10 protein-coding genes are annotated in these 12,349 nt (G+C 33.6%); 4 read left to right on the top strand and 6 right to left on the bottom strand.

The features are described 5' to 3' along the window. Window positions 1–201: 201 nt before the first annotated feature. The 4 genes from RC62_RS20655 to RC62_RS20640 all read right to left on the bottom strand — a co-directional run bounded on the left by RC62_RS20655 (window position 202) and on the right by RC62_RS20640 (window position 4,295). Window positions 202–765 (bottom strand): hypothetical protein, encoded by a 564-nt coding sequence (locus RC62_RS20655; protein ID WP_055098228.1) that lies wholly within the window; start codon window positions 763–765, stop codon window positions 202–204. Window positions 766–866: 101 nt separating this feature from the next. Next, entirely contained in the window at window positions 867–1,817 is a 951-nt protein-coding gene (locus RC62_RS20650) for a D-2-hydroxyacid dehydrogenase (protein ID WP_055098227.1), read from the bottom strand. A gap of 240 nt (window positions 1,818–2,057) precedes the next feature. Then, on the bottom strand, window positions 2,058–3,128 hold the full coding sequence (gene serC, locus RC62_RS20645; RefSeq protein WP_055098226.1) for a 3-phosphoserine/phosphohydroxythreonine transaminase: 1,071 nt from the start codon (window positions 3,126–3,128) through the stop codon (window positions 2,058–2,060). A gap of 93 nt (window positions 3,129–3,221) precedes the next feature. Next, on the bottom strand, window positions 3,222–4,295 hold the full coding sequence (locus RC62_RS20640) for an acyl-CoA reductase (protein ID WP_055098225.1): 1,074 nt from the start codon (window positions 4,293–4,295) through the stop codon (window positions 3,222–3,224). Window positions 4,296–4,453: 158 nt separating this feature from the next. On the opposite strand from RC62_RS20640, the gene RC62_RS20635 reads away from it, so the two are divergent. Continuing rightward, entirely contained in the window at window positions 4,454–4,807 is a 354-nt protein-coding gene (locus RC62_RS20635) for a 4Fe-4S dicluster domain-containing protein (RefSeq protein ID WP_029269133.1), read from the top strand. A gap of 166 nt (window positions 4,808–4,973) precedes the next feature. Continuing rightward, the gene (locus RC62_RS20630; RefSeq protein WP_055098224.1) at window positions 4,974–6,137 is read left to right on the top strand and encodes a hypothetical protein; all 1,164 of its coding nucleotides are present in this window, start codon (window positions 4,974–4,976) and stop codon (window positions 6,135–6,137) included. Here the strand turns inward: RC62_RS20630 and RC62_RS20625 are convergent. Both RC62_RS20625 and RC62_RS20620 read right to left on the bottom strand, forming a co-directional pair. Continuing rightward, window positions 6,127–6,879 (bottom strand): class I SAM-dependent DNA methyltransferase, encoded by a 753-nt coding sequence (locus RC62_RS20625; protein ID WP_055098223.1) that lies wholly within the window; start codon window positions 6,877–6,879, stop codon window positions 6,127–6,129. The two genes, RC62_RS20630 and RC62_RS20625, sit on opposite strands and share 11 nt — an antisense overlap. Before the next feature lie 79 nt (window positions 6,880–6,958). Further along, window positions 6,959–9,670, bottom strand: a complete 2,712-nt coding sequence (locus RC62_RS20620) for a TonB-dependent receptor (RefSeq protein WP_055098222.1) — start codon at window positions 9,668–9,670, stop codon at window positions 6,959–6,961. A gap of 331 nt (window positions 9,671–10,001) precedes the next feature. Here RC62_RS20620 and ychF point away from each other — a divergent pair, with 331 nt between their 5' ends. Continuing rightward, complete coding sequence (gene ychF / locus RC62_RS20615) at window positions 10,002–11,096, top strand: redox-regulated ATPase YchF (RefSeq protein ID WP_055098221.1); 1,095 nt, start codon at window positions 10,002–10,004, stop codon at window positions 11,094–11,096. 366 nt (window positions 11,097–11,462) lie between these two features. Further along, complete coding sequence (locus tag RC62_RS20610) at window positions 11,463–12,140, top strand: TIGR02117 family protein (protein ID WP_055098220.1); 678 nt, start codon at window positions 11,463–11,465, stop codon at window positions 12,138–12,140. Window positions 12,141–12,349 lie beyond the last annotated feature (209 nt).

Raw genomic sequence — 12,349 nt, 5'->3', positions numbered from 1 at the left:
ACTTTCGAACCTAAAATTACAAATTATTAAATTGAAAATTTTGTTATTTAACAGTTTTGTAAAAAAGGCTCTAAGATGCTAAGGTTCTGAGTTGCTAAGTATTTATGATATTTTCTAAAAGAAAAAGCCGCTTACTTTGAGTAAACAGCTTTTGTTATCTTAGTTGCTTAGCAACTCAGAATCTTAGCAACTTTTAAGAAGCTATTTACTCCCAAATAATTTACCAATAAATCCGGCAATTCCGCCTTTGGTTTTGGTTACTACAAGAACATCTGCGACATCTACTTTTCCGTCATTGTTTTGGTCTAAACCAAATTGCATTCCGTATTTATTAATCGTTTCCATAATGCCGGAAGCTTGTCCGCTATTACCTGTTAGAGAACTGATAATATCAGAAATCTGAAAACTGCTGTCATTAGGGTCTTTTGCTTTATTGACTAAAGAGCTTAATATTTGCGGAATCATACTTGCTGCAACACCTGAAGAGGCATCACTGCTTAATCCAAATTTTTCACCAAGTTTTCCTGACAGCTGTTGTGTTATTTGCTGTACAACAGGGTTGGAACTATCAATAGCCGATTTACCACTAAATAAACTGGCCAATTGCTCGCCTCCGCCTTCTGAAGCGATTTTTTGTAATCCTGCAAATATCGAAGTACTTGTCTCCGTTATTACGGCTTCATTATGCTCATTTGGCACAGCACTATTGTTTACAACAGCGTTGCCTCCGTATTGCTGCACTAATTGTGTTAATTGTTCAAACATGATTTTTAGATTTAGATTAGACGACAAATTTAATAAAAAAGAAAGGGATTTATTACAAATTTGTAATAAATCCCTTTAAAGTTACTCTATTTTTTAATTGCTTAGCTCAACAAAGTAATAATTTGTGACGCTAATTCTGTTCCAATTCTGTCTTGTGCTTCTCCTGTTGCAGCTCCAATGTGTGGAGTAAGAGAAATTTTAGTGTGCATTAAGATCGCCATTTCCGGTTTTGGTTCGCTTTCAAAAACGTCTAAACCTGCAAAAGCAACTTTACCTGAGTCCAAAGCTTTTACTAGCGCCACTTCGTCAATAACACCACCACGGGCGCAGTTTACGATTCCAACACCATCTTTCATGATCGCCAATTCTTTTTCTCCAATGATGTAACCATCCTGAGCAGGAACGTGTAAGGTAATGAAATCAGCTTCTTTAAATAAAGACTCTAATGATTGAGAAACGATTGTAGCTGTGATAGATTGTCCGTCAAAAAACTCCACTTTTACATCTACTTGCGGAATAAAACTATCTGCAGCGATAACTTTCATACCTAAACCAAGAGCCATTTTTGCAGTTGCTTGTCCAATACGGCCAATACCAACAATACCTAAAGTTTTACCTCTTAATTCAGTTCCATTTGCATATGCTTTTTTCAAACCATCAAAGTTTGAATCTCCTTCAAGAGGCATATTTCTGTTTGAATCATGCAAGAAACGAACACCAGAAAACAAGTGTCCAAAAACCAATTCAGCAACAGATTCTGATGATGAAGCCGGTGTATTGATTACATGGATTCCTTTGCTTTTTGCATAATCAACATCGATATTATCCATACCAACACCACCACGACCAATAATTTTAAGTCCCGGGCAAGCATCAATAATATCTTTACGTACTTTAGTTGCACTACGCACTAAAACTACGTCTACATTATTTTCATTTACAAAATTAGCTACTTGTTCCTGAGCTACTTTTGTAGTTATAACTTCAAATCCACCTTTTTCTAAAGCCAGAATTCCACTTTTTGAAATTCCATCATTTGCTAATACTTTCATTGTGTTTTTATTTTGTTTATTTGGTTAATCGTTTAATTGATAAACCAACTATTATTTTTTCTTTTGGAGCTGTTTCCTGCTCCCGAAGCCTCGGGACGTTACAATCTTTTTTATTTTTAAAGAAAAAATAAAAAAGGATTTCCACTTCTATCGGGGCTAGGAATTTAGTACTCAATCTCAGTTTACAGTCTCAGTCTCAGTTTGCTGAAAACTGTAAACTGAGACTGTAAACTGTATAAACTAAACTTTAGACTCCAAAGCTTTCATTACATCAACCAATACCTGAACACTTTCGATAGGCATTGCATTGTAAATAGAAGCTCTGTAACCACCAACTGAACGGTGACCTGGCAATCCTGAAATTCCTGCAGCTTTCCATAAAGCATCAAAAGTTTCTGTATGGTCAGCGTTGTTTAATAAGAAAGTAACATTCATTTTAGAACGATCTTCTACCGCTGCAGCACCTTTGAATAATGGGTTTCTGTCGATTTCAGCATAAAGTAAATCAGCTTTTGCGTCGTTTAATTTTTCCACAGCAGCAACTCCGCCTTTAGCTTTAATCCATTGTAAAGTCAATAACGAAACATAAACTGCAAAAACAGGAGGAGTATTATACATACTTTCTGCTTTAATATGTTTAGCATAGTCTAACATGCTTGGGATAGTTCTTCCGCTTTTTTCTAAGATTTCTTCTTTAACAACTACCAAAGTAGTTCCTGCAGGACCCATATTTTTTTGAGCTCCGGCGTAGATTAAGTCAAATTTAGAGAAATCTAAATCACGTGAAAAAATATCAGAACTCATATCGCAAACAACAGGAACGTTGGTTACTGGAAAATCTTTCATTTGAGTTCCAAAAATAGTATTGTTACTAGTACAGTGAAAATAATCAGCATCACTAGGTATTGTATAACCTTTTGGAATATGGTTGTAATTTTCTTCTTTTGAAGAAGCTACAACAACAGTTTCTCCAAAATATTTTGCTTCTTTAATAGCGGCAGTTGCCCAGGTTCCTGAATCTAAATAAGCAGCTTTTCCGTTTTCTTTCATCAGGTTGTAAGGAGCCATTAAGAATGCTGTACTTGCACCACCTTGTAAAAATAAAGCCTGGTATCCTTTTCCTGTAAGTCCTAGTAACTCTAAAGCAAGGGAACGAGCTTCATCCATAACTGCAACGAAATCTTTGCTTCGGTGCGAAATTTCCAGAATAGAAAGTCCTGAATCATTAAAATTTAATATAGCTTTTGATGCTTTTTCAAAAACTTCTTGAGGTAAGATACTTGGTCCTGCGCTGTAGTTGTGTTTTTTCATGGTTGTTGTTAATAGTCGAAAAATTTAAAGACGCAAATTTCGGCAATAGGAGCTGAAAAAGCGATAAATTATTCGAAATAATTAAACATATTTTTACTTTGTTGTTAACAAAAACGTTATAGTATCTACGTTATCTGCATAATCCCACAATTGAGGATTTTGGGTCTGACCAAATGCAATACTGTTTTTGACTAAATCATTGCTTACAATGCACTGAATTTGTTCAGCCTCAGCTTCAAGGCGGGTCTGCAAATCTTCGATATTTTCATAGAATTCATAAAAAACACTTGAAATAGGCGAGGCGTAGCTTGGATCTTCTTTTAAAGTCAAAAATCCGTTGTCTAATAATTTAAAATTACTCATTAAAAATACCGCTTTGTTATAATCGTAATTATTAGCATATTTCTCGTAATGAATAACGTCCTGATATTTAAAAATTGCTTCAAAAAATGCTACAAAAGAATAGTCTTTCGGGACAAAAAGCTTTGAAACATTTCGGCATCCTAATCCAAAATATCTAAAAATATCTTCCCCTAAATTTTCCAGATCTTCTTTTGTTTCTTTTCCGTTCAAAATAGCAACCGAATTCCTGTTTTTACGTATTATTGAGGGTTTGTCTTTAAAGTAATATTCAAAATAACGGGCAGTATTATTACTTCCGGTGGCAATTACGGTATCAAAGTTTTCGAGTTTACCCTCAACGAAAGTGATCTTATTTTTTAAGCTTTCATCAACGAAAATTAGATATTTAGCTAAAAACGGTAATAAATGTTGATCGTTTGATGATGTTTTAATTAAGGCGCTATTTCCTGTAATTAATACCGATAAAAAATCGTGAAAACCTACTAACGGAATATTCCCGGCAAGAATTAAGGCAACATTTTTTGCATTTTTGTCATCCTGAGCGGAATCGAAGGAATATGCAGAGAGCCATTTGTCTATGTTTTCTTCTGTTAAGGCATCTGCCCAGGATTTTATTGCAAAATATACTTGTTCAGGTGTGTACCAACCGTTGTGTGATTGAGAAAGGTGTATCAGATTTATAAAATCATCAAAAAACAAATCATTGCCCAGAACTGACTCATTTTGTATGTTATTTGTTTCAGAAAACTGATTTAGAAATTTGCCTAATTCAACAAAAACACTTTTTTTTGTTTCTAATGTCATAATGTTTGCTTATGAATTGTTTTGATTGTAATTTTGCACAAAAATAAGGATAAATAAGTCGAAAGTCAAAAGTCATTAAAGTCAAAAGCTGCAAATGTCTTTTTTATATGTTTTTTGACTTGTAACCTGAAGACTTTTAATTTTAAGACTGAAAAAAAATGGCAATAATTATAACTGACGAATGCATAAACTGTGGGGCTTGTGAACCAGAGTGCCCAAATACAGCAATTTATGAAGGAGCTGATGATTGGAGATATAAAGACGGAACTAGTCTTAAAGGAAAAGTAATTTTACCGGACGGAACTGAGGTTGATGCTGATGATGCTCAAACTCCAATTTCTGATGAAGTATATTATATTGTTCCTGGAAAATGTACAGAGTGTAAAGGTTTTCATGATGAACCTCAATGTGCTGCTGTATGTCCGGTTGATTGTTGCGTGCCAGATGATAATCATGTAGAAGATGAAGAAACCCTGTTGAACAGACAAGCGTTTTTACACGGTGATGAATAAATTTCTACCATAAAAAATATAAATCCTGAGTTAGCGCTCAGGATTTTTTTTTGTTTAAAATTCTTCAATGTAATTAGGCTATTTTGCTGGTTTTTAATGTTTTATTTTTGATATGTTAATTTATTAATAAAAAATTAATACTTTAGTTGAAAATTTAATAAGGCCTATGAAGAAACTAATATTTTTATTTGTCGTATTATTTACTATTACTATTAGTGCTCAAAATACTGAATATTCTATAGTCGTAAAAGACATAGAAACACAATTGCCTATAGAAAATGCAACGGTGTTAATCATGAAAACAAAACAAATACTAATAAGTAATAAGGACGGAAAAGTAACTTTTGAATTGACTGGTGCATCTGCTGTTCAGGTTTCTGAAACTAATTATGAAAAAGTCTCACTTCGTTGGGATTCTTTAAAGCCGGATCTATTTGTGGTTTATCTCAAAAACAACAACAATAAATTAGATGAAATTGTTGTCTCAAAAGAAAAACCAGAAAAAAACCTTCAAAAAATCGTTTCTAATTCAAGGCAAAAACTCGCCAATTCATACCGATTAAAAGTTTATGTAAGGGAGTTTTTTATGCTTGATAACAAATATTCTTATTATAATGACGGATTGGTAAATTTTCAATTTGAAGAAAATCAAAAAAAATCGACTACCACCTTATTAGTAGAGCAAAATAGATCTTACGGGTTGCTGGAAAATGATGTTAGTGCTGATTTAATGGGATATAATTTGAATAACATAATGGAGAATTACTCCAATTTAAAATATTTTGATCCGCTTTTAGATTCAAAAATCAAAAAAGAATATGAGTTTACAACAACAGGACATCCAAATAATAAGAACTATTATATAATGTCTGTAACTCCATTGGATAAATCTAAAAAGGCATTTGATACTTTTGAGATTATTTACGATCCGATAAAAAAGTTGATTGTAGAATTTAGTATTACTATAAAGCCCGGAAATCTCGCCCAAATTGAAGAACAAACAAAAACAGGTTCAAAAAATATCACCAGATCGCAAGTTAAGGTTGATTATAGAATTGATGGTGAGGATTATTATTTGCTAAGTTCTAATGAAGAAATTGCTTATGATTTGATTTTAAAAGATCAGGTCAAGAATATTCAGGTGCGAAATCATTTTATTACAACCCATTTTAACAAACAAAATTTCACTTACAGTGAAAATGATGTTTTTAAGGAGAAAACACTTTTTAATAAAAAGAATAAAGTGATGACTAAATATTGGGATATTTCCGGATTTACAGCCACTGACGAAGAAAAGAAACTTATAGATGGCTTAGAATTTAAACTATAATTTTTTTTCTGGCCACAACAACATACGTATCATACGCATAAGTTTCTCGATCGATGGTTTTAAGTATCTCAAAATTATTGAGATATAAGAAAAGCTGAATTTCATTGAGCGTAAAAACACGAACGGTAGAAAAATCGTTTTCAAGGATTTCTTTCTCTCCGTTTTTAATAATATAATATTGAGCTGTCCATTCCAGCATAAAATTTTCGAGTAAATTATTAGTATCCCAATGACTTTCTCGAATGTAATTGGTATTTTCAAATTGAGCTTCATGAATGATTACAGGATTTTCTTTTGTAAAAGGAATGAACCTGTTAGCATCAATAAAATCAAAAATAACTACGCCATTCTCCTTCAGGTTTTTATAGATAGATTCAAAAGTTCTGTTGATATCATCGTTGGTGATCAGATAACTTGTAGATCTTCCGGTAATTAAAATAGAATCGACGGGATTTGCAAGTTTAAAATCACGCATATCGCCCGAAATAAAAGTTGCATTTTTGTTTTTTTCTTTGGCAATTGCAATCATGCTTTCGCTATAATCAAGGCCCTGATAATTTTGATTGTCTGCCAGAAAACGTTTTGTGAGATTTCCGGTGCCGCTTCCTATTTCAAGAATACTGGAGCATTTATTCTCCTGAAGTAAAGTATTATAAAAAAGATATTCTTCGTCATAATTAACAAATGTCTGATACATGGCATCGTAAATCGCAGCCATTTTTCCTTCATATAAATTTGCCATAACCTTCTTTTTAAAATATAAAATTATAAAAAAGGGCTGTCATTAAGACAACCCTTTAAATATTTAAACAAAGTTGAACTTAGAATTTATAATTTACAGATAAATTAAACATAGTTCCTAATTGACTAAAATGGAATCCATCATAAGTCATTCTGGAATAACGCTGGTTAAATGTAAGTAAATTAGATTGTTGTTTTGTTTGTGCAGGATCAGCAAGTAAAGCTGCTCCGGCTTCATTTTCTGCTACGAATTTCCATTCAGGCAAAATATTAAATAAGTTGTTTACGTTTAATGCAATAGTCAGTTTTTCTGTAGCACTAAAGTTTACGCCTAAATCAGTAACAATTTTAGGAATGAATTCGGTTTTAAGATTAGCAGCTAAAAATTCCGGAGAATTAACAGGTGCATTAGGATCGTTTGTTGCTAAACCATCCTGATTAAAAGTAGTTTTTCCGAAATAAGTATTATTCAAAGAAAATCCGAATTTTCCAATTTCATAATTGATTCCAAAAATCCATTTTGTATCAGGTCTTGAAGTAAAAGTCAATGAGTTCAGGATGTCCCCAAATGAGTTGTTCGTTACAGGAGAAATTCTTTCATTTTTTATAGTAATATTTCCTGACAGATTAAAGCCTAATTTACCTTCACCAATTCCAACGTTATTGTAATTAGCCACGACATCTAAACCGGAAGTTCTTGAATCGAAAGAGTTAGAAAACCAGGCAACATTTCCAAATTCAGTATCTTGTCTGTCTCCTAAAACGATTCTGTCTTCTACCTTAATATTGTAGTAATCGATCGTAAAATTGAAGTTTTGAAATGGTTTTGCACCAATTCCAACAGTTACGTTAGTCGATTTTTCAGGATCTAAAGGAGGAATACCTAACTGACGTGCCTGAGGAGAAACATTATTTATGATTCCGCTAATCTGAATTCCTTCTCCCGCTACAAATGAATACTGAGATTTTTGAGTGTAAATTTGGTGCAAAGTTGGCGCTCTGAAACCAGTTGATACAGATCCTCTCAGAGTGATTTTATCATCAAGAAATTTATATCTTGTACTTGCTTTCCAGACAGTTGCTCCACCAAAATCACTATATTCTTCATGACGAACGGTACCGTTTATTAAAAAGTCTTTAGTAATATCAAAAGCTACATCTAAGTAAACCCCAACGTTGTATCTGTTCCATTTTCCTGAATTTTCAGGTCTGTTTCCGGCAAAAGAGTCAGCTCCTGTTCCGTCCCATGAAGCTTTGTCTCCTTCAATAACAGTAAAATACTCAGATCTGAATTCACTACCAAAACCAATACTAATCTGGTCAGATACAATTTTAGAAACATCAATATTTCCTACTACATGATTAAAAGAAGTTCCACCCGGTTTAAACGAAATAGGGCTGTTTTCTCTATAAACATTATTTCCATTATCATCAAGAATATCAGATCTGTTTACAGAGTTGTTTACCGTATAAACCTGTTTGTTGCCACCAACAGTTAAACTTGCATCAGTATTCCAGCCGTTTTTAACGTTTTTAAAACCTAAAGTCGCGTTATAATCCGTTAAATCTCCTTCAAAAGTAGGACCATATCCAGCATAAGAAGGATTGGCATCATCACCATTTCCAAAGAAATCATTTAAATATGGATCATCAGATAAAGGTCTCCAGTACGGAGTTCTGAAGTTGGCAAATGATTTTACTTTTTTGTACACATATGCCGCATTATAATACAATTTAGTATTGTCGCTAATATCGTTTCCACCATTAATCAGGAATTTTGCGGCAGCTGTTTCCGGAGAACCATTTACGTTTCTTGCATCAGGATATTTATCCAGATAAGACTGAACAGTTGCTACAGCGGCTGGTGATCCGTCTAAAAAGTCATTTGCATCACCTTGGGCATCAACTTTACCGGGTCTGTTGGCTAATTTTACCTTAGAGAAATCTATGGTATAATTTAAAAAGCCTTTTTCGCCCACTGTTGTACCATTGTTTAAGCTTGCGCCCAACATTTCGCCATCACCTTCAGAAGTAATTCCGCTTCTTACAGTCAAAGATCCATCAGTAGCATTTTTCTTTAAAATGATGTTCATTACTCCCGCAATAGCATCAGAACCGTATTGAGCAGAAGCTCCGTCACGAAGAATCTCAACTCTCTCGATCGCGTCTGTTGGAATTGCAGAGATGTCTGCTCCGGTTTCTCCACGGCCCGGAGAAGTTTGTACATAAAGTAACGAACTTAAGTTTTTACGTTTACCATTAATAAGGATCAAAGTTCTGCTTGGTCCCATATTTCTAATCTCGTAGGGATCCAGTAATGATGTCGCATCATTTACAGGCGTTTGTACGGTATTAAACGATGGAATTTTGTACTGCAATGCCTTATCAAATGTAGCTTGACCTGTAGAGGTTAAATCTTTTGAGGACAATACATCAATTGGCAATGCACTGGTAGTGTTACTTCTGGCAGCAGTTCTGGATCCGGTAACGACCACTTCGTCAAGATTTTGTCCGCCTTCTTCAGATAATGATACATCAATTTGCGATGCATTTGCCAGTCTCGTTGCGGTAGTGTAACCCATATAGGTAAAAATTAATGAAGCACCTTCTTTTACTGTTATTTTGTAAGATCCGTCGATATCCGTCGACACTCCGTTGTTTGTACCTTTCTCAACGATGTTTACTCCAGGTAGTGGATTTCCCGTATTGTCCTTTACAACACCCGAAATTTGCTTTTGCGCGAAAATAAAGAGGGTGTTAAATAAAAAAAATAAAATTGCAATTCTTCTCATGTTAAAACTTGTTTTGGTTAAAAATTTCTATATGGTTTGTTAAATATTGCGATAAAAGTAAGTTTATTTAACAAAATATTAATAAAAAGTTTAAATTTTTTTAAGAAAAGTAGTAAAAAAACATATATCGTCATTTTTTGTTTAGTTACGAGGTATTAAATCTTATATTTGCAAAATTTTAGGGGCAAAAAGTAACATTTTGACAAAATTTTAAAAGAAAGAAAAAACGGCTAAAAAAGAATTAAGTCAGTTGGTATGTATTTGATATATAGTCAATAACAGCAACGGTTGACGAGGCTAAAATCAATAAAAAAACAAATATTATCTAAATATGAAAGCAGGAATTGTAGGATTACCAAATGTTGGAAAATCGACTCTATTTAATTGTTTGTCTAATGCAAAAGCGCAAAGTGCAAACTTTCCGTTTTGTACAATCGAACCTAATATTGGTGTTGTAAACGTTCCGGATCCAAGAATCAATAAATTAGAAGAATTAGTAAAACCAGAGCGCGTTCAAATGGCAACTGTTGATATCGTTGATATTGCAGGTTTGGTAAAAGGAGCAAGTAAAGGGGAAGGTCTTGGAAACCAATTTTTAGGAAACATTAGAGAATGTAATGCTATTATTCACGTTTTACGTTGTTTTGATAATGATAATATTGTACACGTAGACGGAAACGTAAACCCAATTCGTGATAAAGAAACTATCGATATTGAGCTGCAATTAAAAGACCTGGAAACTGTTGAAAAACGTTTAGAGAAAGTAAATCGTGCAGCTAAAACCGGAAATAAAGAAGCGCAAACTGAAAAAGCACTTTTAGACAGAATCAGAGAAGCATTATTGCAGGCGAAATCAGCCCGTACTATTATTCCTCAAGGTAATGATGAAGAGGTTTTAATGGAATCGTTTCAATTAATTACTGCAAAACCGGTTTTATATGTTTGTAATGTTGATGAAAATTCTGCAGTAAACGGAAACAAATATGTAGATCAGGTTCGTGAATTAGTAAAAGATGAAGATGCTGAAGTTATTATCCTTTCAGTAGGAGCAGAGGCTGATATTACAGAATTAGAAAGTTACGAAGAGCGTCAGGTTTTCCTTGAAGATATGGGATTAACAGAGCCTGGAGCATCAGTTTTAATTCGTGCAGCTTACAAATTATTAAAACAACAAACGTATTTTACCGCTGGTGTAAAAGAAGTTCGTGCCTGGACTATCAATATTGGTTCTACAGCGCCACAAGCAGCCGGAGTTATCCATACTGATTTCGAAAAAGGATTTATTCGTGCAGAAGTGATTTCATACGAAGATTACGTTCAATACGGTTCAGAAGCAAAAGCAAAAGAAGCAGGGAAATTCAAAGTCGAAGGAAAAGAATATATCGTAAAAGATGGTGATGTAATGCACTTCCGTTTTAACGTTTAATCTTTTTTAGAGAATAGAATAAAGAACAAAGAAAATAGACTAAAACTGCTGGAGAAATTCAGCAGTTTTTTTATGCTTAAAAAAGCTGTATAAAATTTGTTATTTCGAGGAACGAAGCAACATCGCTAAATTAAGACGTGGAGTTTGATGTAGCAAATGTGATTGCTTCGTTCCTCGCAATGACAAAAAAATAAATCTGCTCAATCTGCAGAATCTGCGGGAAATAAAATAGTATAAAAAAATCCCTGTAAATCCACACTTTCACGTTAGTGAATCCATTTAATCCGCGTAGCATTATTTTTTTGGCTCAAAAATTGGTTAGTACAAAAAAGTACCAATTTAACAACCAAAAACAAACCTATAAAAATGCTAAAAACTACAATCAAATTTCTGGGCTGGACCATTCTCGGCATCATTACTTTTCTTGTTTTATACCTTATTGCCGTATATCTTATTTCTAAAATCACCGTCAATTCTGATGTTGCACAAGTAGAAGAGAAAGACGGAATTCCTATTTATATTCTATCAAACGGCGTTCATACTGATATTGTCGTTCCTGTTGTAAACGAAATCAAAGACTGGCGAAAAGAGATTCAGTTCAATCAGACGAAATCAAAAGACAGTACCATGCAATATATTGCTTTTGGCTGGGGCGATAAAGGTTTTTACCTGCATACTCCGGAATGGTCAGACTTAAAAGCAAGTACCGCTTTAAAAGCAGCTTTTGGAGTAAGTTCATCTGCTATGCACACCACATTTTTTAAACAACTTAAAGAAGGCGATGATTGTAAACGCATCTTAATTTCAAAAGAAAACTATCAAAAGCTAGTAGCCTTTATTTCAGAAAGTTTTCTGGATGCAAGCCATCCACAATGGATTGAAGGCTATAGCTACGGAAGGAAAGATGCTTTTTATGAAGCTAAAGGAAGTTACAGTTTGTTCTATACATGCAATACATGGGCAAATTGCTCATTAAAAGCCGCCAATCAAAAAGCAAGTTTATGGACGGTTTATGACAAAGGAATTTTTTGTCATTATGAATAAAATATTTTTTATGTAGCAATTGCGTAGTTCTCTACGGGACAAAAATGAGGGATAATATTTGACAATATTTTATTTTACCAATATTTAATTCCTAACGGAATTTTTTGCTATACGCAATTTTAAAAAATATCCCGTAGAGATTAAATATTGGTAGAAAAAAATAAATCCCACAATATGTCCCTTTGGGACTACATTTATAAAATCAAAAA

It is taken from the genome of Flavobacterium aquidurense (assembly GCF_001404985.1).
Lineage (GTDB): Bacteria > Bacteroidota > Bacteroidia > Flavobacteriales > Flavobacteriaceae > Flavobacterium > Flavobacterium aquidurense_B.
This window is presented reverse-complemented; position numbering and strand designations above follow the sequence as displayed.

Coding starts and splice junctions, on each gene's coding strand:
- ychF (WP_055098221.1), top strand. CDS start 10,002: ATGAAAGCAGGAATTGTAGGATTACCAAATGTTGGAAAATCGACTCTA.
- RC62_RS20630 (WP_055098224.1), top strand. CDS start 4,974: ATGAAGAAACTAATATTTTTATTTGTCGTATTATTTACTATTACTATT.
- RC62_RS20610 (WP_055098220.1), top strand. CDS start 11,463: ATGCTAAAAACTACAATCAAATTTCTGGGCTGGACCATTCTCGGCATC.
- RC62_RS20655 (WP_055098228.1), bottom strand. CDS start 765: ATGTTTGAACAATTAACACAATTAGTGCAGCAATACGGAGGCAACGCT.
- RC62_RS20635 (WP_029269133.1), top strand. CDS start 4,454: ATGGCAATAATTATAACTGACGAATGCATAAACTGTGGGGCTTGTGAA.
- serC (WP_055098226.1), bottom strand. CDS start 3,128: ATGAAAAAACACAACTACAGCGCAGGACCAAGTATCTTACCTCAAGAA.
- RC62_RS20640 (WP_055098225.1), bottom strand. CDS start 4,295: ATGACATTAGAAACAAAAAAAAGTGTTTTTGTTGAATTAGGCAAATTT.
- RC62_RS20625 (WP_055098223.1), bottom strand. CDS start 6,879: ATGGCAAATTTATATGAAGGAAAAATGGCTGCGATTTACGATGCCATG.
- RC62_RS20620 (WP_055098222.1), bottom strand. CDS start 9,670: ATGAGAAGAATTGCAATTTTATTTTTTTTATTTAACACCCTCTTTATT.
- RC62_RS20650 (WP_055098227.1), bottom strand. CDS start 1,817: ATGAAAGTATTAGCAAATGATGGAATTTCAAAAAGTGGAATTCTGGCT.